The 24,647-nt window shown below is 36.2% G+C and carries 20 protein-coding genes and 1 other RNA gene; 9 read left to right on the top strand and 12 right to left on the bottom strand.

The annotated features are described in order from the left end of the window. Window positions 1-202 precede the first annotated feature (202 nt). Together accC and accB are read right to left on the bottom strand one after the other, a co-directional pair. On the bottom strand, window positions 203-1,549 hold the full coding sequence (accC, locus tag FPB0191_RS11230; protein WP_039106211.1) for an acetyl-CoA carboxylase biotin carboxylase subunit: 1,347 nt from the start codon (window positions 1,547-1,549) through the stop codon (window positions 203-205). A gap of 64 nt (window positions 1,550-1,613) precedes the next feature. Then, complete coding sequence (gene accB, locus FPB0191_RS11225) at window positions 1,614-2,078, bottom strand: acetyl-CoA carboxylase biotin carboxyl carrier protein (protein WP_039106210.1); 465 nt, start codon at window positions 2,076-2,078, stop codon at window positions 1,614-1,616. A 376-nt stretch (window positions 2,079-2,454) separates the two neighbouring features. Here accB and FPB0191_RS11220 point away from each other — a divergent pair, with 376 nt between their 5' ends. From FPB0191_RS11220 to FPB0191_RS11195, 6 genes are all read left to right on the top strand, one after another. Next, a complete protein-coding gene (locus tag FPB0191_RS11220; RefSeq protein ID WP_039106209.1) occupies window positions 2,455-3,498 on the top strand; it encodes a rod shape-determining protein in 1,044 nt (347 codons plus the stop codon). A gap of 57 nt (window positions 3,499-3,555) precedes the next feature. Beyond that, complete coding sequence (mreC, locus tag FPB0191_RS11215; RefSeq protein ID WP_052236960.1) at window positions 3,556-4,434, top strand: rod shape-determining protein MreC; 879 nt, start codon at window positions 3,556-3,558, stop codon at window positions 4,432-4,434. Continuing rightward, window positions 4,427-4,915, top strand: a complete 489-nt coding sequence (mreD, locus tag FPB0191_RS11210) for a rod shape-determining protein MreD (protein ID WP_039106208.1) — start codon at window positions 4,427-4,429, stop codon at window positions 4,913-4,915. The genes mreC and mreD overlap by 8 nt, the downstream gene beginning before the upstream one ends. An 11-nt stretch (window positions 4,916-4,926) precedes the next feature. Further along, the gene (gene rng / locus FPB0191_RS11205; RefSeq protein WP_039106207.1) at window positions 4,927-6,402 is read left to right on the top strand and encodes a ribonuclease G; all 1,476 of its coding nucleotides are present in this window, start codon (window positions 4,927-4,929) and stop codon (window positions 6,400-6,402) included. A gap of 95 nt (window positions 6,403-6,497) precedes the next feature. Continuing rightward, the gene (gene tldD / locus FPB0191_RS11200; protein ID WP_039106206.1) at window positions 6,498-7,958 is read left to right on the top strand and encodes a metalloprotease TldD; all 1,461 of its coding nucleotides are present in this window, start codon (window positions 6,498-6,500) and stop codon (window positions 7,956-7,958) included. Window positions 7,959-7,990: 32 nt separating this feature from the next. Further along, a complete protein-coding gene (locus FPB0191_RS11195; protein WP_039106203.1) occupies window positions 7,991-8,653 on the top strand; it encodes a DedA family protein in 663 nt (220 codons plus the stop codon). Between the two features lie 31 nt (window positions 8,654-8,684). Here the strand turns inward: FPB0191_RS11195 and rnpB are convergent. The 6 genes from rnpB to rpsT form a co-directional block, all read right to left on the bottom strand. Beyond that, an RNA gene (gene rnpB, locus FPB0191_RS11845) (RNase P RNA component class A) lies at window positions 8,685-9,069 on the bottom strand. Between the two features lie 153 nt (window positions 9,070-9,222). Continuing rightward, on the bottom strand, window positions 9,223-10,899 hold the full coding sequence (dauA, locus tag FPB0191_RS11190; RefSeq protein ID WP_039106202.1) for a C4-dicarboxylic acid transporter DauA: 1,677 nt from the start codon (window positions 10,897-10,899) through the stop codon (window positions 9,223-9,225). A gap of 184 nt (window positions 10,900-11,083) precedes the next feature. Beyond that, window positions 11,084-11,518: a D-aminoacyl-tRNA deacylase gene (gene dtd, locus FPB0191_RS11185; RefSeq protein ID WP_039106201.1), complete on the bottom strand. Its 435-nt coding sequence runs from the start codon at window positions 11,516-11,518 to the stop codon at window positions 11,084-11,086. Continuing rightward, window positions 11,515-12,396, bottom strand: a complete 882-nt coding sequence (locus FPB0191_RS11180) for a virulence factor BrkB family protein (RefSeq protein WP_202965347.1) — start codon at window positions 12,394-12,396, stop codon at window positions 11,515-11,517. The genes dtd and FPB0191_RS11180 overlap by 4 nt, the downstream gene beginning before the upstream one ends. 19 nt (window positions 12,397-12,415) lie before the next feature. Beyond that, window positions 12,416-13,063, bottom strand: a complete 648-nt coding sequence (locus FPB0191_RS11175) for an SPOR domain-containing protein (RefSeq protein ID WP_039106197.1) — start codon at window positions 13,061-13,063, stop codon at window positions 12,416-12,418. Window positions 13,064-13,204: 141 nt separating this feature from the next. After that, window positions 13,205-13,468 carry a 30S ribosomal protein S20 gene (rpsT, locus tag FPB0191_RS11170; RefSeq protein ID WP_039106194.1) on the bottom strand — a complete coding sequence of 88 codons (264 nt, stop codon included), beginning with the start codon at window positions 13,466-13,468 and terminating at the stop codon, window positions 13,205-13,207. Window positions 13,469-13,663: 195 nt separating this feature from the next. Between rpsT and pgk the strand changes: the two genes are divergently transcribed. Further along, window positions 13,664-14,824: a phosphoglycerate kinase gene (pgk, locus tag FPB0191_RS11165; protein WP_039106191.1), complete on the top strand. Its 1,161-nt coding sequence runs from the start codon at window positions 13,664-13,666 to the stop codon at window positions 14,822-14,824. A gap of 84 nt (window positions 14,825-14,908) precedes the next feature. After that, on the top strand, window positions 14,909-15,985 hold the full coding sequence (fbaA, locus tag FPB0191_RS11160) for a class II fructose-bisphosphate aldolase (protein WP_039106189.1): 1,077 nt from the start codon (window positions 14,909-14,911) through the stop codon (window positions 15,983-15,985). Between the two features lie 107 nt (window positions 15,986-16,092). On the opposite strand, the gene priA is transcribed toward fbaA, so the two are convergent. Together priA and ypfJ are read right to left on the bottom strand one after the other, a co-directional pair. Continuing rightward, window positions 16,093-18,282: a primosomal protein N' gene (gene priA / locus FPB0191_RS11155; RefSeq protein WP_039106188.1), complete on the bottom strand. Its 2,190-nt coding sequence runs from the start codon at window positions 18,280-18,282 to the stop codon at window positions 16,093-16,095. A gap of 532 nt (window positions 18,283-18,814) precedes the next feature. Continuing rightward, a complete protein-coding gene (gene ypfJ / locus FPB0191_RS11145) occupies window positions 18,815-19,660 on the bottom strand; it encodes a KPN_02809 family neutral zinc metallopeptidase (RefSeq protein ID WP_039106182.1) in 846 nt (281 codons plus the stop codon). Between the two features lie 452 nt (window positions 19,661-20,112). On the opposite strand from ypfJ, the gene FPB0191_RS11140 reads away from it, so the two are divergent. Next, entirely contained in the window at window positions 20,113-21,675 is a 1,563-nt protein-coding gene (locus FPB0191_RS11140; RefSeq protein ID WP_039106179.1) for a hypothetical protein, read from the top strand. 223 nt (window positions 21,676-21,898) lie between these two features. Here FPB0191_RS11140 and FPB0191_RS11135 read toward each other — a convergent pair whose 3' ends face one another. Then, entirely contained in the window at window positions 21,899-23,248 is a 1,350-nt protein-coding gene (locus FPB0191_RS11135) for an MATE family efflux transporter (protein ID WP_039106177.1), read from the bottom strand. Window positions 23,249-23,412: 164 nt separating this feature from the next. After that, window positions 23,413-24,609 carry an amino acid aminotransferase gene (locus FPB0191_RS11130; RefSeq protein WP_039106174.1) on the bottom strand — a complete coding sequence of 399 codons (1,197 nt, stop codon included), beginning with the start codon at window positions 24,607-24,609 and terminating at the stop codon, window positions 23,413-23,415. Window positions 24,610-24,647 lie beyond the last annotated feature (38 nt).

The raw sequence follows: 24,647 nt of genomic DNA, 5'->3' as shown, positions 1-24,647 counted from the left end.
ATTGTGCGATTTTTTTACAAAAAGGCTATTATAAAATTAATAATAAATTTATTAATCGTTAGATTTTATCAATTACCTGTAACTCATAAGAATACAACGCAATGTTATGCTCATAGTATTAGTTGTTGATGGGTATAAAATGATAGGTATAAAAAAACCACCAAAGATGGTGGTTTGTAAAGTTTAACTATAGCATTAAGATTTATTCATAAATGCCTAGCTTTTTCTCTAAATAGTGGATATTAGTTCCACCTTTTTGGAAATTCTCATCTTCCATTATCGCGATATGTAAATCAATATTGGTTTTGATACCATCAATGACTAATTCTGCTAAAGCATTTTTCATTCGTGCGATAGCGATCTCACGTGTTTCACCATAAGCGATCAATTTACCGATCATTGAATCATAATGCGGAGGTACTGTATAACCAGCGTAAATGTGTGATTCCCAACGAATACCAAACCCACCTGGTGCATGGAAGCGTGTAATTTTACCCGGTGAAGGCATAAATGTTTTAGCGTCTTCTGCGTTAATTCGGCATTCGATCGCATGACCTTTGATGTGGATATTTTTTTGTTTGATAGACAAAGGTAATCCAGCCGCGATTCGAATCTGTTCTTTAATTAAGTCAACACCAGTAATCATTTCTGTCACTGGGTGTTCTACTTGAATACGAGTATTCATTTCTATAAAGTAGAACTGATCGTTTTCAAATAGGAACTCAAATGTGCCGGCACCACGATAACCAATTTCGATACAGGCATTAACACAGCGTTCACCGATGAATTGGCGCATTTTTTCAGTGATACCAACCGCAGGGGCTTCTTCTACCACTTTTTGATGACGACGTTGCATTGAACAATCACGTTCACCTAAATAAACAGCATGACCTTGCCCATCGGATAGTACTTGTATTTCAATATGACGAGGGTTTTCAAGGAATTTTTCCATATAAACCATATCATTATTGAATGCTGTTTTAGCTTCTAATTTGGTCATCTTAATTGATTGTTCCAGATCTTTTTCTTGGCGCACGATTCGCATTCCGCGACCACCGCCACCACCTGAAGCTTTAATAATGACCGGATAGCCAATATCTTTGGCTATTTTTTTGTTTAACTCAATATCATTTCCAAGTGGACCATCAGAACCCGGTACACAAGGAACACCTGCTGCTTTCATCGCGTTAATTGCTGACACTTTATCACCCATTAAACGGATCGTATCAGGTTTTGGACCGATGAAAATAAATCCAGAGCTTTCAACTTGCTCTGCGAAATCAGCATTTTCAGATAAGAAACCATAACCTGGATGAATCGCTGATGCACCGGTTACTTCGGCCGCAGCAATTAATTCAGGAATATTCAAGTAACTCTTTGCAGATGGAGGAGGACCAATACACACACTTTCATCAGCCAATAATACGTGTTTTAACTCTTTATCTGCGGTTGAATGAACGGCAACGGTTTTGATGCCAAGTTCTTTGGATGCTCTTAAGATACGTAAGGCGATCTCACCGCGATTAGCAATTAAAATTTTGTCAAGCATATAAACCTCTAGGCCGCTGTTTTAGTTTTAATGTTGTATAGAAACATATTAAAGATGATCAAAGTTATTCAATAATGAATAACGGTTGATCAAATTCAACAGGTTGCCCGTTTTCAACTAAAATAGCTTTTATTGTTCCTGCTTTTTCTGATTCAATTTGGTTCATCATTTTCATTGCTTCTACAATGCATAATACATCACCAACATTGACGGTTTGTCCAACTTCAACAAAGGCCTTAGAATCCGGACTCGGCGTACGATAGAAAGTACCAACCATTGGTGATTTAATGGTATGTCCTGTCATTGCGCAAGCATTTGCTTCGCTTGTTGCTGGTTGAACGGGTTCATTAACTGGCGCATTGACAACTGTAGGTGCCGGTTGTGCTACGTGAATATTTTGCACAGGATAGGCAGCTTGATTAATGACGCGACTAATTCTAACTGATTCTTCGCCTTCTGAGATTTCAAGTTCAGAGATACCAGATTCTTCAACTAATTCAATTAATTTTTTTATTTTGCGTATATCCATGAATAACACCGTATTTTCGTTTTATTGTCAAAATAAGCTAATAACACTTTTAATAGCCTGTAATAGCCTAGATTTTAAAGGCCTGCTGTTTAATAGTGTATTAACCGATATTGCCCATTTTTGCCGAAATTAGCAGATAAATTGCTAAATTTTAAGACAATTATCTATTGCGCGCAAGCATACACCTTAAAATTAACTTTGTCATTATATATATTATTATATGTATCATTTAATTTAATTTAGTTACAAAAATTGATAATAAAAAAAAAGATTAAAAACCAAAAATCTAATTATTTCTAACTATGCGTTACTATATAAATAAGATACAATAACATCCAATTTTTTGGATGCAACTAAACTAGGAATAACTTTTATTATGTTTAAAAAAATTCGCGGCATTTTTTCTAATGATCTCTCGATTGATTTAGGTACTGCAAATACGCTGATCTATGTTAAAGGTCAGGGAATAGTTCTTAATGAGCCGTCTGTTGTTGCTATTCGTCAAGATCGTAATGGCGCGCCTAAAAGTGTTGCAGCCGTTGGGCAAGCTGCCAAACAAATGTTGGGTAGAACCCCAGGAAATATTGCAGCGATTAGACCGATGAAAGATGGGGTTATTGCTGATTTTTCTGTTACTGAAAAAATGTTGCAGTATTTTATTCGCCAAGTACATAGCCATGGTTTTTTAAAACCAAGCCCGCGCGTATTAGTTTGCGTTCCAGTTGGTGCAACTCAAGTTGAAAGACGAGCAATTCGTGAATCAGCTTTAGGAGCCGGCGCTCGAGAAGTCTATTTAATTGAAGAACCGATGGCTGCGGCGATTGGTGCAGAATTACCAGTTTCAGAACCAACAGGATCAATGGTAGTAGATATTGGTGGTGGTACAACTGAAGTGGCGGTTATTTCCTTAAATGGAGTTGTATATTCCGCTTCGGCACGAATTGGTGGCGATCGATTTGATGAGGCAATTATTAATTACGTTCGTCGTAATTTTGGGGCACTTATCGGTGAAGCGACCGCAGAACGTATTAAACATGCTATTGGTAGTGCTTATCCTGGTGATGAAGTATTGGAAATTGAAGTGAGGGGGCGCAACCTAGCTGAGGGAGTACCAAGAAGTTTCACCTTAAATTCCAATGAGATTTTAGAAGCATTACAAGAACCACTTAGCGGAATTGTGAGTGCAGTTAAAGTTGCTTTAGAGCAATGTCCGCCAGAGTTGGCCGCAGATATTTCTGAACATGGTATGGTGTTAACCGGTGGTGGTGCGTTATTGCGTAATATTGATAAACTACTTTCTGCTGAAACAGGCATTCATGTTGTCATTGCCGATGAACCGTTAACATGTGTTGCTCGTGGTGGTGGTAAGGCACTTGATATGGTGGATTTACACGGTGGCGATCTATTTAGTGAAGAATAATCACTATTTAATCATGAAAACCACTTTTTATTATTTTAATAAAGAGTGGTCGTTTGTATGAAACTGATATTTTCAAAAAGTACACCTTTAGGATTAAGGCTTTTTTTATCATTGATATTATCAGTCGCCCTAATTATTTGTGATGTTAACTATCGACCGTTCACGGTTATCAGATATTACTTAGATAGTGCAATTTCTCCTTTATATTACGTTTCTAATTTCCCTCTATCGGCATTTAATGAGTTAAATGATTTATCGGCAAAGCATCAAGCATTACTCGACGAAAATGTCTTATTAAAAGAACAATTACAAATGCAGCAAAGTGATCTGGTGCGTTTAGATTCTTTAAAAAAAGAAAATGATGAATTAAGGACTTTATTAGGCTCCCCTTTGCGTAATGATGAATATAAAAAGGTGGCACAGGTATTACTGGTAGATACCAACCCTTATTCTTACCAAATTACCTTAGATAAAGGTACGCGAGAAGGGGTTTTTATTGGGCAACCGGTTGTTGATGAAAAAGGGGTTGTCGGACAGATTTTTAAAACTGCCTATAATACCAGTCGAGCAATTCTCATTTGTGACTCTCAACATGCTATACCCGTACAAGTACTGAGAAATGGTATAACAATGGTGGCAGTTGGTAATGGTTGTAATAACGATCTATTACTGGATTTTCTACCCAATAATGTCGATATTCAAGTCGGTGATGTATTAGTGACTTCTGGATTGGGGGGGCGTTTTCCGAAAGGTTATCCTGTTGCTACGGTGAGTTCTGTTAAAGTTGATATGCACGATTCTACACCAGTGATTTCAGCGACCCCAACGGCTGATTTAAAACGTTTACGTTATCTTCTATTGTTATGGAATGAGCATAATAAATCCCAAGCAGTTACACCTATCGAAACAACTCAAGAGATAAGCTCAAATGAATAATATCGCACATAACTATTGGGTGATTTGGGTGACCATTATTATTGGTTTATTATTACAAATTATGCCATGGTCTTCATCATTTTATATTTTTAAACCGCATTGGTTGATGTTAATTCTTTGCTATTGGTTTGTCGCATTGCCCCATCGCGTTGGTATAACGACCGCATTTTTGTCAGGAATTATTATCGATCTCTTTTTAGGGACCATGTTAGGAGTACATGCTTTTATCTTTACCGTAATTGCTTACTTAATTCTCTTTCGTTTTCAATTAATCAGAAATTTAGCTCGATGGCAGCAATGTTTTATTATTTTTGGTTTATCAATATGTTATGATTTATTATTATTGTTATTCCAGATCGCTATCTATCGAACGATTACCTTGACACCCATGATATTTTTATCCAGCTTTGTTGATGGTGTATTGTGGATCTGGATATTTTCATTATTGCGTCAAATTAGACGTCGTTTTGCAATCGATTAAATGAGGAAAGTATGTCAGTTGAATTATTTATGAATATCACCCCGTCAGAAACGCGGGTTGCTTATATTGAAGATGGTATTCTACAAGAAATTCACATTGATCGAGAATCAAAAAGAGGAATCGTTAGTAATATCTATAAGGGCAAAATTATCCGTATTTTGCCAGGTATGCAAGCGGCATTTGTTGATATCGGATTAGAAAAGGCCGCGTTTTTGCATGCCTCCGATATTATGCCACATACAGAATGTGTTTCTGATTCTGAACAAGAACAGTTTCAGGTAAAAGACATTTCTGAACTTGTCCGTCAGGGACAAGATATTATGGTTCAAGTTGTAAAAGACCCGATGGGAACAAAAGGGGCAAGGTTAACAACCGATATCACATTACCTTCACGATACTTGGTATTTATGCCGGGGCCTAATTCAGCCCATGTTGCGACATCACAGCGTATTGAAAGTGAAAAAGAGCGGCAACGATTAAAGGAAATTGTTGAAAATTATATCACTGAAGAGGGTGGATTTATTGTTCGGACGGCAGCAGAAGGTGCAACTGAACATGAAATTGAGCAGGACATTCATTTCTTGCGCCGATTATGGAAGAAAATCCAAGAAAGAATGGCTCGTCCGAGAAGCAAAAATCTACTTTATGGTGAATTAGAATTATCGCAACGTATTCTACGTGATTTTGTTGGTGATCCTATTGAGAAAATTGTAGTTGATTCAAAGCGAACATATGATCTGCTATTTGAATTTACTAAAGAGTTTATGCCAGAGGTTACCAATAAGTTAGTTCACTATAAAGGCAATATGCCAATATTTGATCTTTACGATATTGAAAATGAAATACAACGCGCCTTAGAACGAAAAGTCTTATTAAAATCGGGGGGTTACTTAATTATTGACCAAACGGAAGCGATGACCACTATTGATATTAATACTGGCGCTTTTGTTGGGCATCGTAATTTGGAAGAAACCATTTTTAATACCAATATTGAAGCAACTATTGCCATAGCGCGACAATTACGATTACGTAACCTCGGTGGTATTGTGATTATTGATTTTATTGATATGCAACAAGAGCATCATCGAGAACGGGTATTACAATCACTGCAAGATTCATTAAGTCGTGATCGGGCTAAAACAACGGTTAACTCATTCTCTTCATTGGGTTTAGTTGAAATGACACGTAAACGAACGCGTGAAAGTATTGAGCACATTTTATGTGAAGAGTGCCCATCTTGTCAGGGGCGAGGGATGGTTAAATCAGTTGAAACTATCTGTAATGAAATATTGCGTGAGATTGTACGTGTTCATAAGGCGCATCGTAGTGAGTACTTATTAGTGTATGCTTCTACAGCAGTGGCAAATGCTCTGACTACAGATGAATCACATGCCTTAGCAGAAGTTGAATTGTTCGTTGGTAAGCGTGTTGAAGTCAAAGTTGAAAATCTTTATATGCAAGAACAGTATGATGTTGTATTAATGTAAGTATTCACTAACAAAAATATCTGTTACATTTAAAAAACGACTGAACTTAATAAAGACAATTAATTACATAAAATTAAAGCTATTTTAGGATAACTATGTTACGAACAAAAGTAAGTGATCGTTTACTGACGGCTAATAATTTGAGCCAAAATGATGTAATAAATCTATTGGATATTTTAGCTGCCAGACAAATTGATTATGGTGATTTATACTTTTCCTCTGGGTACTATGAAAGTTGGACATTAGAAGACAAAATAATAAAAAGTGCTAACTTTCATCAGAATCAAGGGGTAGGTATACGTGCTGTTATCGGAGAAAAAACGGGATTTGCTTATACTGACAAAATTGCATTAACAGGATTGCAACAAAGTGCAATTGCCGCACAAAGTATATGTAAAAGCAGTCAGCCTCTTGTGGTTACTCCGTTTAAAAACAGCGATAAAACACCAATTTATTGCAGTATCAATCCCATCCATACTACGCAACAAGAAGTTAAAATTGCTTTATTACAGCATATTGATCGCTTGGCTCGTTCGCTTGATCCAAGGGTAATTGATGTAACGGTAACACTAGCTGGAAGTTACAATGATATTTTAATCGCAGCAACGGATGGAACCTACGCTGCGGATATTCGACCCCTAGTGCGTTTATCCATTTCAGTATTAGTTGAAAAGGATGGCGTCCGTGAAAGAGGAAGTAGTGGCGGAGGGGGTCGATTCGGTTATGATTACTTCTTCTCAATAAACCCTCAAACTAACGAGAGTGTCGTTGATAGCTATACCAAAGAAGCCGTGCGCTTAGCTTTAGTTGCGCTATCCGCTGATGCAGCGCCTGCTGGTGCAATGCCGGTGGTGTTGGGGGCTGGCTGGCCAGCAGTATTGTTACATGAAGCAGTTGGTCATGGTTTAGAAGGCGATTTTAACCGTAAAAAATCATCAGTATTCAGTGGTAAAATCGGTCAACAAGTCACATCTGAATTATGTACTATTGTTGATGATGCTACGCTAAAAGATTGCCGAGGTTCATTAACAATTGATGATGAAGGTACTGATGGTCAACGAACAGTCCTCATTGAGAATGGTATTTTAAAAGGTTATATGTTTGATAAGCTTAATGCCAAATTAATGGGAACAAGTTCAACGGGCAATGGTCGTCGTGAAAGTTATGATTGTTTACCAATGCCTCGAATGACAAATACCTATATGTTAGGTGGGAAATCCAGTTTTGATGATATCATAAGCAGTGTCGATTATGGTTTATATGCCCCCGGTTTTGCCGGAGGACAAGTAGATATTACTTCGGGTAAGTTTGTGTTCTCAACTTCCGAGGCCTATCTAATTGAGAAAGGTAAAATTACTAAACCAGTCAAAGGGGCAACATTAATTGGTTCAGGGATTGAAACAATGCAACAGATATCAATGGTCGGTAATGATATGGCATTAGATAAAGGTGTTGGAATATGTGGTAAATCTGGACAAAGTGTGCCGGTCGGTGTTGGACAGCCTACGCTTAAAGTAGACAATCTAACTGTTGGCGGTACCGTTAATCATGTGTAGTTTAAATATGTATATAATTGGATGGATAATAAATGGAAACAATGATCTCTCTCTATAATGCCTTTATTAATCTGGATTTGGATACCCTTTCTAATCCGAATCTATTGTGGACGTTATATGGCATGTTATTTGTCATTATTTTGCTAGAAAATGGCGTATTACCGGCTGCATTCTTACCTGGTGATAGTTTATTATTTTTGACGGGTGTATTAATTGGTAATGAAGTCTTTCATTTTGGTTTAATTAATCTGATTTTAATTGTTGGGGCTGCGCTCGGTACTTGGTTAGGCTTCATTCAAGGTCGTTGGCTTGGTAACACGAAAATAGTCCAAAACTGGATGGCACACTTGCCAGAAAAATATCATCGTAAGTCAGAGCTTTTATTCCATAAATATGGTTTACATGCTTTGTTTATTGGTCGATTTATTGCTTTTGTTCGTACTTTAATGCCAATGATGGCTGGACTTTCAGGCTTACAAAGCAAACGTTTTCATGTTTATAACTGGCTTAGTGCTACGCTATGGATCTTTTTGATTGTGACATTAGGTTACTTTTTTGGAATGACTTCGCTTTTCAAGAATCACCAAAGAGAGTTTATGTCTTTATTAACCTTAATTCCAGTCGCTTTATTGGTTTTAGGGCTCGTATTGTCACTAATAATGGCGATAAAACGTTGGATAACAACTAAAAAGTAATTATCAAGTTCATCTTAAGAAAGGTAGAGAAAAAGGAAATCAACCGATAAGCCGGGTTCTGTCGAGGACAATCATTCATCTAGGCTAATGCTCACGCATTAGCTCAAGCAGTCTACCCGGATTCAACGCGGGCCGCGCCAATGAATCCCTATTTGACCTTGCTCCGAGTGGAGTTTACCGTGCCACAATTGTTACCAATTGCGCGGTGCGCTCTTACCGCACCCTTTCACCCTTACCTGAACTTATAAATAAGCCATTGGCGGTTTGCTTTCTGTTGCACTAGTCGTGAATTTTCACTCGCGTAAAAACTCCCCAGGCGTTACCTGGCACTCTGCCCTATGGAGCCCGGACTTTCCTCCCCTTTATTTGTCTCCCTATTGGGACAACAATAAAGCAGCGATTGTCTGGTTGATTTCTTAGCAGGCAGAATAACCTATTAAATTAATGTTGTAAATCTGTTTACTAATTAACGATACGTTATAGCTTAAATTAACGCTATTTTGACTATTATGTGATACACATTAATGACTTAACGTGTATCACATAACTTAAAAAACTTATTAATTTTACTAATCTAATTTACCCACTAATGCATCATTCAACGTAGAATAAAACATAAGTTTGTTTTCGATAGGTACAACTTGTGCACGGGCTAAGGTTTTCAATGGTTGGAATTGTAATTCAGCAATTGATAAATCAACCTCAGGTGGCAATGCTTCAATAAAATGCGATAATGCGTTAAGACCACCGGCATCAAGTAACGGCACTGCATCCCACTGTAATACGATATGTTGATAACCATTAACACGTTTATATAGTTCAAGGAAGGTTTTTTCTGCTGCGGCAAAGAATAGTGGACCATTTATTCTAACAATTAGCGTTTTATCCGTGCTTTGAGGTAGCTCAACAATTTTGGTCATCCGTGAGATGCGACGCATAAATAATAATGATGCCAGAACAATACCAAAAGTGATAGCAACCACCATATCAAATAAAACGGTTAAGGACATACAAAGAATCATAATAATAATGTCATCTTTGGGCGCTCGTTTTAGCATATAAATGATTCTTTTTGCCTCACTCATATTCCAAGCAACAATGAGTAATAATGCTGCCATCGTTGATAATGGTAAGAACGATAAAATAGGCGCGAAACTAATAAGAGCAAGTAATACCACTAAAGCATGAAAACAAGAAGATAACGGTGAGGTTGCTCCCGCTTTGACATTTGCTGCAGAACGAGCGATAGCAGCTGTAGCAGAAATACCGCCAAAAAATGGCGCAATAATATTACCCAGTCCTTGACCAATTAGTTCACTATTAGAGTTATGCTTGGTATGCGTCATTTCATCCAATACTACAGCGCACAACAGGGATTCTATTGCGCAGAGCATTGCCATTGTTAAAGCAATCGGAACTAAAGCAGAGAATGTTGTCCAATCCCATTGTAATTGTTCAGACTGCCAAGGTAATATAAGCTCTGGTAACATTGACGGAATACCATGACCTTCCGTCCCATCAGGCAATATATAGCTAAAGCGTGAACCAATAGTTTCCACGCCCAAACCAAATTGCAATAAAATTAGCATCACAATCACACCGACGACAATGGCGGGTAAATGACCGGGAAATCTAATTTTTAATTTTGGCCATAAAATTAACACCAACAATGACGAACAACCTACAAGAAAATCTGCTATTTGTATAGTTGGTAAGGCATGAATAATCGCACCTACCTTACCGATATAGCTTCCAGGCATATCTTGAATTTCTAACCCTAGGAAGTCCTTAATCTGCATGGTGGCAATCGTAATACCTATCCCACAAGTAAAGCCAAGAACAACGGGTAGCGGAATATACTCTATTAAACGACCTAAACGAATAATTCCCATGAATATAAGAAAAATGCCCGATAACAGTGTTGCCATTAACAAACCGGATAAACCATATCGCATTGAAACAGGATAAAGTATCACAACAAATGCAGCCGTCGGACCAGAAATGCTAAATTGTGATCCACCAGTTAATGCAATGATTATCCCAGCAATAATAGCCGTATATAATCCATGTTGCGGAGCAACACCACTGGCAATAGCCAAAGCCATCGATAAAGGAATGGCAATGATACCGACTGTAATACCAGCTGTAAGGTCTTTTATTAAACGATATCGATTATAAGGGGTATTGATGCAGGCAGCTCTGACCGCGCTACCGATTTGAACTATACTAATACTATGCCACTTCATGCTATTTTCTTTACAGTAAATTACAGTTTGATTAGTTCGTTATATGACATTTTGATGGGAAGATTTAGCAGCCGGACAATCAAACTTAGGGTTATATAGTTTTTATAAGATACGCCTTTGTATACAAAAATAAAAGGGTTAGACTAAAATTATAACCAATAAATTTATCAAAGTAGAAAATACGTTAAACCTGTAACCAGAAAGTCACGGGACCATCATTAATTAAAGAAACTTGCATATCTGCGGCAAATATACCTGTTTGAGTAGTAATATGTTGCTGGCATAGCTTAACAAAATACTCATATAACTGATTAGCCTGTGTTGGGTTCGCTCCTTTGGTGAAACTAGGACGCATACCTTTTTTAGTATCAGCAGCTAAAGTGAATTGTGAAACCACCAATATACTACCATTAACTTGTTGTACATTAAGGTTCATTTTCTCGTTAATATCGCTAAAAATGCGATAACCAAGAACCTTATCGCAAAGTCTTTGTGCCTTTTGCTCATCGTCGCCCTGTTCGACACCTAATAACACCAATAAACCTTGTTCAATTTGACCAACGATACGATCATCAACCTTGACACTCGCTTGTTTTACTCGTTGAATTAAAGCAATCATAAACTATCCTGATTTAAATTAGTTTGTGATGAAGAATCATTCGATTTTTTCTGTTGATTATAATCGGCTAGGGCTGCCGCAAATTCGGCACCAAACAAAATAATACACCAAGAAAAATAAATCCAAATCAATAATAACGGTATAGAAGATAATACGCCATAGATTAACTGATAGGTAGGAAATGATGTAACATAGATGGTAAAAGCCCGCTTACCCAGTTCAAATAAAACTGCTGCTAATAATGCGCCCAAAATTGATTCTTTAATGGGGATTGGTTCGGAAGGTACAATACAATAAAGTAACCAAAAACCGATTACCGATATAATAAAAGGTAATGCACTCAACAAAATTGAACTTACATTAGTATTATAAAGCCATTTACTGGAGAAAATATAAGAACTAATTGCAATACTGGCGCCAATCAAAATAGGTCCTAACGTCAAAATAGTCCAGTAGATAGTAAGATTATACATTAATGAACGACGGCGCTTAGTCCGCCAAATAAAATTCAAAATATTATCAATCGAACGAATAAGTAGTAAGGAAGTTACAATCAGTCCGATAACACCAAATACCGTCATACGATTGGTATTCGAAATAAACTGTTCAATGTAAGGCGCTAGGGTGTCGCTCGCCGCTGGCGCTAAATTGTTATAAATGTAAGTCTTAACATTACCACTCACTTCTTCAAACATTGGAAAAGCCGAAAGTAATGAAAAAATGACCGTAATTAAAGGAATCAAAGATAAAATAGTGGTATAGGCTAAACTAGCAGCAGAGGTGGTCAAGCGATCACGGATAATATGTTGTACCAGAATATGGATAAAAGTTTGAGCACCCTTAGTCGTTTGACTTAATTGCATGTTAGTCAGCTTCATTGGTATTATCCTCAAGCAGTTATTTTTGAGATAAGATACAATCTAATATTCCGTTACTTTCTAAGCGTTTTTTCGCATTTTCGGCTTCAATTTTTGAAGCAAATCGTTCATCAACGAATACGCGATATAATTTATCGTTAACAATTGATGCATTGAAACCAAGCATAGCTAATTTTGCTTTTGCAGATTCGGCATTAGCATGCTCTTTGAAAGCACCACATTGTAAATACCAATCATCTGTTGTTGTATTATTTGAAGATAGGGAATTACTTGATAATTGACTACTGTCATTGATGAAGTCATTCAAAATCTGCTGACGTTCTAAATTTTGTTGGTGTGTTATCGGCTGCCTATTAATCGGAAGTTGATTGGTATCTGTTTTTTCTAACTCTTTTAAATAAGTCCAACGCTCTTCAGGTTTTTCAGGTAAAGTGGATTGAGGTCCTTCAGTAATATTTTTAACTGGCGGGACAGGCTTAGCATCTTTTTTATTGGTCGAAACAACATAAAGAATTGCAGCAAACAACACGACTAGCGTAATAGCTAACAATACCATGATGGTAGGCATAGTACGTGATTTATTATTTGATTTGCTTTTGGTTACATTTCTACTCTTGCTCTTATTCTTTTTCTTGGTAGTCTTTTTAACATAATCACGTTGTGCCACAATTTTGCTCTCTTGCTACGCTTTATTTAAATACTCTGTATAGTATACAAATAAAAAAAGTGGCTTACACCACTTTTATTAAATTTAAACAAAATGTCTAAAAACACAGAGATAATATGTGCTTTTATTTTATTTACAGACTTATGCTAAAGCATTGATCTGTTTTGTTAAGTTTGCTTTATGACGTGCTGCCTTATTCTTGTGGATTAAACCACGAGCCGCCTGACGATCGACAACAACTTGCATGTCTTTAAATGCAGCTTGTGCTTTTTCTTTATCACCAGTTGCGATAGCTGCGTATACTTTCTTTATATAAGTACGCATCATTGAACGACGACTTGCGTTGTGTTTACGGCGTTTTTCAGATTGAACTGCACGCTTCTTAGCTGATTTAATATTAGCCAAGGTCAACTCCCAAAATTAGTTTAACTAATTAAAACATAATTATCATTAAGGCGGAAAAATATGCCCTATTTGAACTATTTTGTCAATAAGAAATTTTTGTCAAATCATTTTTTTTAATTTGTTATTCGTTAAAATTTTTATGCTAGAATATCGACAAAGTTTTTTGAATTATAAATCTTAGAAAGGGGAAGTTTCATGCCTATTATTAAAATGCAAGATCTTGATCTCAAGGGCAAACGCGTTTTTATTCGATCCGATCTCAATGTACCAGTAAAAAATGGTAAAGTTACTTCTGATGCACGTATTCGTGCTTCATTACCTACAATAGAGCTTGCTATTAAGCAAGGTGCTAAGGTAATGGTAACATCACACATCGGTCGACCTACAGAAGGTGAATATAATCCTGAATACTCACTCCAACCTGTCGTTGATTATTTAAAAGAACACGTTAGCTATCCTGTTCGTTTAGTCAAAGATTATTTAGATGGCGTAGAAGTTAAAGAAGGTGAATTAGTTGTTTTAGAAAATGTTCGTTTTAATAAAGGCGAAGGTAAAGACGACGAAGCACTATCTAAAAAATATGCGGCATTATGTGATATTTATGTGATGGATGCTTTTGGTACCGCTCATCGTGCTCAAGCTTCAACACATGGTGTTGGTCTATTTGCACCGGTTTCTTGTGCAGGTCCATTGTTATCTGCTGAATTAGATGCATTAGGTAAAGCATTAGATAATCCAGCTCGCCCAATGGTGGCAATTGTTGCTGGTTCTAAAGTATCAACTAAACTAACTGTACTTGATTCATTATCAAAAGTTGCAGATCAAATCATTGTTGGTGGTGGTATTGCAAATACATTCATTGCTGCGGAAGGATATAATGTAGGTAAATCTCTTTATGAAGCAGATTTAATCCCAGAAGCGAAGAAGTTAATGCAAAATTGTACAATCCCAGTACCTACTGATGTTCGTGTTGCGACTGAATTTAGTGAATCAGCAACAGCAACATTAAAATCAGTTAATGATGTCAAAGATAATGAACAAATTCTTGATATTGGTGATGCTTCAGCAGAAGAATTAGCTAAAATCATTAAAAATGCTAAAACTATTTTATGGAATGGTCCAGTAGGTGTATTTGAATTCCCTAATTTCCGTCGTGGTACCGAAATTGTTGCTAAAGCCATTGCAGACAGCGCTGGATTCTCAATTGCTGGTGGTGGTGATACTTTAGCTGCTATTGATTTATTTGGAATTGAAGATAAAATCTCTTACATCTCAACGGGTGGCGGTGCTTTCCTTGAATTTGTTGAAGGTAAGAAATTACCTGCGGTTGCTATGCTAGAAGCTAGAGGCAAATAATCAGGATTACTAAGTGATACTAAGGATGAGAACAAGCTCATCCTTTTACTTTTTATAAAATTATAAAATCGATAGGTAAGAATAATGACTAAGATTTCAGATGTAGTAAAACCGGGTGTTGTTACGGGTGATGATGTTCAAAAAGTATTCCAAGTTGCTCGTGAGAATAATTTTGCATTACCTGCAGTAAACTGTGTTAATACTGATACTATCAATGCTGTAATTGAAACAGCGGCTAAAGTACGTTCACCTGTTGTTGTGCAATTCTCTAATGGTGGTGCACAATTTATGGCTGGTAAAGGGCTAAAATTAGAAGGTCAAGAAAGTGCTGTGCTAGGTGCTATTTCTGGGGCTAAACATGTACATTTAGTTGCAGAAAAATATGGTGTACCTGTGTTAGTTCATACTGACCATTGTGCTAAAAAACTATTACCTTGGGTAGATGGATTATTAGATGCTGGTGAAGCACACTTTGCACGTACTGGTAAACCACTATTCTCTTCTCATATGATCGATTTATCTGAAGAATCTTTAAAAGATAATATTGACCTATGTTGCCAATATCTTGCTAGAATGAAAGCAATTGGTATGACTTTAGAACTTGAGTTAGGTTGTACTGGTGGTGAAGAAGATGGTGTTGATAACAGCCATATGGACAGTTCAGCATTATATACTCAACCTGAAGATGTCGCTTATGCTTATGAACGTCTAAGTGAAATTAGCTCACGCTTTACCATTGCAGCATCATTTGGTAATGTTCACGGCGTATATAAACCAGGTAATGTTAAACTTACTCCGAAAATTCTTGATAACTCTCAAAAATATGTATCTGAAAAATTCGGTTTACCTGAAAAATCATTGAACTTCGTATTCCACGGTGGTTCTGGTTCAACACCTGAAGAAATTGCTGAAGCAGTTCGATATGGTGTAATTAAAATGAATATCGATACAGATACTCAATGGGCAAACTGGCAAGGTATTTTAAAATACTACAAAGCAAATGAAGCTTACTTACAAGGTCAATTAGGTAACCCAGAAGGTCCAGATTCTCCTAACAAGAAATACTACGATCCACGTGTATGGCTACGTAAAGGTGAAGAATCTCTAATTGCTCGTTTAGAGTTAGCATTTAAAGAACTTAATGCTGTAGATGTATTATAATTTATCATATTTTGATATTAAAAAGCCCACTACTTATAGTGGGTTTTTTTATGGTAAATATCCTACAGCATAAATATCTGAACGATATCATAATTGGTATTCTATGATTACCAACCATCAATAGGGTCGACATCAATACTCCAACGGCTATTTTTTGCTTCCGACCATTTTTCAATCATTATGACTAACTCGCTCAAAATAGCTTGCAGTTTAGCGCGTTGACCATGTTGTAGTAATAACTGCCATCGATAATAGCCCGCTTTTTTAGGTTGATTTGCTGGACTTGGTCCTAATAACCATAAAGAAGGATCAGTATGGTAAGTATGTAACCAATCAACTATTTTCTGCAATAATTGTGGGGCGTATTGATTATTACGATCAGCAGCATGGATTAAGGCTTGATAACTAAAGGGTGGTAATAATGTACTTTTTCTTTCTGCCAATGTTTGCTTTGCAAAAGCCGAATAGCCGTTATGCAATAGATTATTCAATAAAGGGTGTTCAGGATGATAGGTTTGCAGAATCACTTCACCTGTTTTATTCTCACGCCCAGCCCGACCCGAAACTTGCATATATATTTGAGCAAAACGTTCGGTTGCCCGAAAATCGCTAGAAAATAATGCACCATCCACATCCACAATACCTACAAGTGTTACATCTGGAAAATGATGACCCTTAGCTAGAATTTGAGTACCAACTAAAATATGTTTACCTCCTTTACCAATTGCTTGTAAATATTGATCTAAACTCCCTTTCTTTTGGGTTGAATCACGATCAATTCGAGTTACAGGAATGGTCGGAAATAAGATATTGAGTTGTTGCTCTAACTGTTCTGTACCAAATCCGATTGGGACTAAATGTGTAGACCCACATTTAGGGCATTGAGTTGGTATCGTTCTTGGAGTATCGCAATGGTGACAAATTAATTTATGCTGCTTTTGGTGATAAGTAAAAGGTCTATCACACCGCGGGCATTCAGCGATCCAACCACAATCATGACAAATTAATAATGGTGAAAAACCACGACGATTTAAAAATAGCATGACCTGATTATTGTTAGCCAAATGTTGCTTAATTTTAGCAGTAAGAGGTTGAGATAACCCGGCTGTTAGTACTAACCCTTTTATATCTAAGATTGTCTGTTTAGCTAATTGCGCATTTCCCGCTCTTTCGGTAAGCAATAAATGACGATAACGTTGATTATATGCATTATTTAGAGTTTCTAATGAAGGCGTAGCAGAGCCTAACACGATAGGTATTTGTTCAATCTTGGCTCGCAATATAGCGAGATCACGCGCATGGTATCGCCAACCTTCTTGCTGTTTAAAAGAACTATCATGCTCTTCATCAACAATAATCATGCCAAGATTAGAAAATGGCGTAAATAATGCCGAGCGCGTTCCAATTACAATAGCAATGTCGCCAGTACGACATTGCAACCAAGCTGCCAAACGCGCTTTATCACTCATCGCTGAATGCAAAACAACGATTGGTACATTGAAACGTTGTTGAAATCGTTTAATCGTTTGTGGTGTCAGTCCTATTTCAGGTACTAATACTAAGGCCTGCCGACCTTGCGCAAGCACAGATTGAATGGCTTGTAGATAGACTTCTGTTTTCCCTGATCCGGTTACGCCTTCTAATAAAAAGGCAGTAAATTTATCTAATTGTCGTACTATTTCATTAATCGCCGTATGTTGTTGTTGATTAAGTTGGAAAGGCATATGTTGCGGTTGAAAGTCAATTCGCCAGTCATTGGTAATAGATGAAATCGCCACCTTTTCAATTAATTGTTTATCTTGTAGACCTTTAAATATAGCAGGAGAAAAGTCTTGATTATCAACGGGTTGATCAGCCTGCAATAAATTTAATAGCGCTTGTTGTTTAATTGAGCGAGACAACAATTGTGTATCGAAATGTCTACCTTTTTCCGTCAGTTGCCAAATTTGTGTTTCTTGAAGCGCAGCAAGTTTACCTTGACGTAATAAGATAGGTAATGCGTGAAATAAAACTTCCCCCAGTGGGTAATGATAATAATTGGCAGCCCAATTTAAAAGTTGCCATATTTTTGCAGAAAAAAGAGTTTGATTATCTATTATACTATGGATAGTTTTTAGTTTATCTAATTCAAATTCACTATCCTTACTTAATGCGGTAATAATTCCGATAGCTTGTCGATTACCAAAAGGGACTTTAATTCGTTGCCCGGCACCGACAATAGTACACAAATTATCGGGTACGATATAATCGAAAATTTGATGTAATCTAATGGGTAAAACAACTTTGGCAATTAACATAATGCTATCAAATCAATAAAAGGTGGGTTTTATTTTAGCACATTTTGATTAATTGATATTTTTACCAGTAATCCATACATTCAATAATTGGGTGACAAAACCGAATGAAACACTGATTAAGGCAGTCTGACCAATTATAATCCAAAGCTCAAAATGTAACATCACAAGTACAAAAGGAATTAAAGAACCGGCAAAGTATCCTAAATAATCAGTTTTTGAGATTAGACATAACAAAAATACTATTATTGCAACGACAAATTTCCATTTGACGAATAAAATGAAGTATATAAGAAAAAAATAAGCAACCTCATAGACTAATTAACAATACAGCTAAAAGACTCAGTGAATATCTTGTGTATGGCACGGCGAAAAATAATCCATAATTAAATAAACAAAACCACACCACACAAGTAGAAATAAATAAGCCCTTTACCAGACTAAAGATGCGATTAACGGAGTAATAAAAATGACAATAAAATCACTTTACCTATTAATGCTTAATCCTTTAAAAGAGTAAGTGGTTATATCCTAATTAATCCGCAAAAGTATCACAGTTTTTTATATTACCACTGTCAAAGCCACGTTTGAACCAATTATAACGTTGTTGAGAAGTGCCATGAGTAAAACTGTCGGGTACAACATAGCCTTGTTGTTGTTTTTGTAACCGATCATCACCAATTGCTTGAGCCGTTTTTAATGCCGTATCAATATCACCCACCTCTAAAATATTCTCTTGTTGCATTGCGTGTCCCCACATCCCGGCATAGCAATCGGCTTGTAGTTCAAGTTTAACAGACAATTGATTTTTACCGGCGGAAGAATTACCTTGTCGTAAATTAGCTACATAATCAAAAGTACCCAGTAAGTTCTGTACATGATGAGCGACCTCATGCGCAATAACATAACCCTGTGCAAATTCACCACCTCCACCCAAACGTTGTTTCATTTCTTGATAAAAAGAGAGATCAAGGTAAAGCGTGCGATCTGCACTACAGTAAAAAGGCCCCATTATAGATTGACCAACACCACAACCAGTTCGGGTAGAACCTCGATAAAGAACTAATTTGGCGGGGGTGTATGATTTACCTAAACGGTGAAATTCTTGTGACCAATAATCTTCGGTTGATGCCAAAATAACGGAGGTAAATCTGGTTGCCTCTTCATCCTCTTGAGAATAGGAAACACTCTGATCGGTAGGTGTCACGGTGGTACTATTTAATAAACCGGTCAAATCAACGCCGTAATAACCAGCCACTAAAATGATAATGAATACTATCAATCCACTTTTACCACGAAGTGGAATATTACCTAATTGGCTGCTTGTTTGTGAACGGCGATCCTCAATATTAGTGCTTTCGCGTTTATTTTGCCAGCGCATAGATTTACCCTATCAATAAATGGTCATCTCTATTTTAGATGATAAATAATTACGATTCCACTATAAGTTATTTTATAAATAATTTATTATAATTTAATAAGTTAGTTGAAAAATCACTTTTTAAGTATTAAGATATTAACCACAAAATTAGTGATAATTAAGTTTCACTGCCGATTAAATTATTATCCTAGTGATATGAGTTAATCTCACTAATTATAAATCAGTACGCACTAAACAATCTTCTCATTAATCATTTAATGATTTTTGGGATATATGCTCACTATTGTGACAATATTATTGCTTTCCTATATATCTCATTTTACCAAGTAAAACAAAAACATAAGTTGCAAAAAAAATCTATATTATTTAATATGTTAGCACAAAAATAGCTGTATTTTTAGTCTAAAAAATAATATAGCTTGGTTAAAAAACAGACAAAGGAAATAGCCATAATGCGTCACATCGATCACGCTTCTTTATCTTTTATAATACCTAAATTTTACTACCATAATACGATAAATGCGGTGGATGTCCTTCACCAAAAAACAAACGTGTTTGTAGCAATGCCAGATGAAGTTATTAATAAAAGTTATCGGTATTTGACGATGGTATTTTGTCAAATTTTTCGATTGTTATTAATTTTCAGTCTTATGGGAAGTTGTGTCGCATGGGGAAATTTGTCGAAACAAACAGAAAACCCTATTCAAGGGACGGCTCCTTATTTGTTATTCGAATTTGAAAATGGTGAAAAAAGAAAAGTACATAATAGTGACGATCTATTTTATATGGCGTTTTATGATGCGGATAAGCTAAAGATATATGATCCAATCAATAATACTTCTGAAGAAGATAACCCTTATACAGTACCAGAAACGGTAAAAACGTTTGAACAGATTCTATTACCGGTTCCTATAACTGCATCATATGACACAAGTAATTTTCAATTTATTAACTTAGCTGAATTATCAAGTAAATGGGGAGTAGATGACGATGGTGATCAAAATATGTCAGGCGAAGGTAAAATAAAAGTACGAATTTCTAATGATGAAAACCATACTGTAAGGCGAGATGCTCGGTTTGTTGCTTGTGATTCAAAATATTATAGGATAACTTTAACCCTTACTAGTGATTCTTTAATATCAACTATGTATGGATTCCCTAAAAAAATTAAGTTTGATGGTCTACCTTACATCGACTTTTTTATTCAACACAAAATTGAACCTTCAGCCTGTTGGGTTACACCTTATTTGAAATCTAATGGCGGGGTGAATAATAGTGATAGTTTTAATGGACCGGCAAATCAGTGGGATTTTGATAAAGGATTCTTACCTCAAAATATTGATCAACCTTCACTAAATTTCCCAACCAGTGGTATGGATAATCTTTGGTTTTATTTAACGATGGCGGAAACTAAGGTTAATGACATGACATATACAACAGAGCCAAGTGATTCTAAATTACGTTTAGCTATTACTCCCTTTTCAGAAAATAAAAAAGTAATTGCTAAAATAACCTTACATGGCCCTAACTCAAACACTATACTACCACAAGACACATTTATCCCAACTACTTTCACCATCTTTACTGATCAAAGTAAAAAAACTAAGCTCTATACCTTTAAAATTGCACAATGGTTTATTGTTAAACCGAACTCAAATAATAACAAGAAAGGAGTGATATATTCAGAAGCTAAAGACTATTGCGAAAGTATTGGCTATAAATTACCGCTTATCGGTGATCTAACAAATGCAAATGCACCTGATTCAGCTTGGGAAGGTGGTCTTCTAGGGCAACCAAACAATTATCAAAGACGAATTGGTGGTGGTTTATTAGCAGAATGGGGCGATTTAAAAAATACCAATGAATATTCAGACAGTAATGTCACATTAATGAAGTCTTGGGGTGTTAATTATCAAGGGGATAATAATCTGCCATACTTAATTGATAATTCGAGTGGGCAGGTTATAAGAGGTGGTAAAAATCTTACCGCCCAAGCAATTTGCGTTTCACCTTAAGCGGATAAGTGAAGAATAAAAAGTTACATCGATGCTAGTAAAACATTATGCTAGAAATAATTATCATCTTGATGCTTAATGAACATAAGTTCATCGCATCTGGATGATTTTTACAACTAGTATGTTCAGTATAATTTTATAGATTTCTAATATTTTAAGTAATCATTTCTATGTTGTACGCTATAAAATTAAAAATGCAATTGTAATGAGCAACTATTCCAAATTATGAATCAATGTTAAGACGGTTATTTTGCCATTTTTTTGATTTCCAACGCCAAGCATTTGCTAGTCCGCGTAGCCATTCGTCGCAAGCAAAAGCGATCCATATCCCCAATAAACCCATTTGAAATGTAATACCAAGAATATAGCCAATAGGAATAGCAACGCCCCACATAAAGATGATTGCCATATAGAAAGGGAAACGAGCATCGCCGGCTGCTCTTAGTGCATTAACCATAATGATATTTTGTGTGCGTCCCGGTTCAAGGAAGATAGATAAAATAAAAATTGGTAATAAGATACGCATCACATCACTATTATCGGTGAATAATATAACGATAAGTTCTCTGAAGAAGAAAAACGGAAGTACCACAACAACGGTGACAATCATTCCCAATTTAAGGCTACTAAATGTTCGCTTATAGGCTAATTCGAATTGTTTTGCACCAACCAAATGACCAACTATAATTTCATTACCGATACCAATCGCAATGGCAAATAGCATCATAAAATAAGCAAGTTGTAGATAGAGTGCCTGCGCGGCTAATGCCGTTTCTCCCATTAAACTAATAAAGGCGGTCATAACTAATACCTGACCCGTCCATAGCAAATTTTCACCCGCAGAAGGTAAGCCAATTTGTAAAATTTGCTTTAAAACGTTCTTATTCCATTGGATAAATAATCGCAATTCCGCTTTAATTTTTAGATGACAAAAGAGAATAATACTAAGCAATAAAACATTGACTACACGACCAATTACTGTTGACCAAGCTACACCAACTAATCCTAATTTAGGAAATCCCCAATAACCATAAAGCACCAATATATTACCCACGACAGTTGTAATATTCATAATTAATGAAACATACATAACCGATTTTGAATAACCATAAACGCGAATACACGACGCCATAATAAGACCAATGGCTTCGAAAAATAAACAGATACCCAAAATATGAAAGTAGTCATAACTTAAATCTAGGATTGTTTTTGGTGTATTCATAACTATCAATACGTGATATCCCGCTAATAAGATAAATAAATAGCAAATTAAGCCAAGAACAAGATTGAAAGCGATGGATAAATGGATAGCATGACGTGCCTGTTGATAATTTTTGGCTCCCAAATGTTGTGCAACAACAACACTACATCCAATACCAATGAAATTAAAAATCGGAATAAAAATATCAAAAAACTGATTACCAATGGTAGTAGCAGCGACCATTGAGATAGATTCGTGACCTATCATATAGGTATTAATTAATAACGTGGAAAAATGTAAGAAAATATCAATAAAAATTGGCCAACTTAAAGAAAAGAGTGATTGATCGATAACCGAACGATCTGCTTTCATAAAACGTTTCTCAACAATGAATGTTATAGTTAAATGTTACTTACTTTTAAATGGTACTTAGTTTGGGTTAACAAACCAAATATTGCTTTAATAGCTTGTTTACTAAAGGGAAGTATAGATGTTGCCACGCTATTTAACAATTTAAATAGCGTGACGGATATGAGTTACAAGGCCAACACTTTAACAATTGACTCACATAAAAGAGACATATTATCAAGTGTCATTCCTGCTACATTAATTCGACCAGAATTAACGATATAGATACCGTAATCATTTCTTAACGTTAATACTTGTTCTTCAGTAAGTCCACTAAATGAAAACATACCGTTTTGCTTAACAATAAAACTAAAATCTTGATTAGTGCCTTTTTCTTGCAAGGTTTTAACAAATAATTGTCGCATACGGTGAATACGTTGACGCATTACTGTTAATTCGGCAATCCATTCTTCTTTGAGCTCTGGATTATTTAGAATATGAGCAACAATATTACCACCATGAGAAGGAGGATTTGAATAGTTTGTTCGAATAATGGTTTTAACTTGACTAAATGCCTTATCGGCAATATCTGCATTTTCAGCGATCAGTGTCAACGCCCCAACGCGTTCATTATAAAGTCCAAAATTCTTGGAATAGGAGCTAGCAATCAGTAATTCCGGCAGCGCATTAGCAAATAAACGGACACCGACCACATCTTCTTCAAGTCCCCCCCCAAAACCTTGATAGGCTAAGTCAAAGACTGGTAACCAACGTTTTTTGGTGGCGACGGCTAAGATCTGTTGCCATTGTTCTGCGGTTGGATCAATACCCGTTGGATTATGACAACATCCATGGAAAAGTACCGCATCTCCTTCAGGAATATTTTCGAGATCGCTAAGCAAAGCATCAAATGCAATATTATGATTTTGTGGATCATAATAACGGTATTCTTTAACTTCAAGCCCTGCGGAATGGAAAACACCGCGATGATTAGGCCAAGTTGGTTGACTTAGCCAAATTCGTTTGGTTTTAGTCTTATTAAATAGGAAATCAGCCATGATTCTTAAAGCCGCCGTCCCGCCGGGAGCTTGGGCAGTTTTAACACGGTTGTCTTGAATTAATGGGCTATCATTTCCCAAAATAAGCTGTTGGGTTGCAAGATTGAATGTCGCTAATCCTTCAATAGGTAGATAGGATTTACTCTGTTCATTTTCTAATAAATAAGATTCAGCTTTTTTGACACTGTTTAAAATAGGCGTAACAGTATTTTCATCCTTATAAACACCCACACTCAAATTGATTTTATGGACACGCTCATCGGCTTTATAGATATCAGCTAATCCTAATATAGGATCGGCCGGCGCTTTAACTAAACTCTCGAACATGCTGACCTCAATCGTTATTTTTATACTCAGCTTTTTAT

The organism is Frischella perrara (assembly GCF_000807275.1).
GTDB classification, from domain to species: Bacteria; Pseudomonadota; Gammaproteobacteria; order Enterobacterales; family Orbaceae; genus Frischella; species Frischella perrara.
The sequence above is the reverse complement of the archived record's forward strand: the minus strand, read 5'-3'. Positions and strand labels throughout refer to the sequence as shown.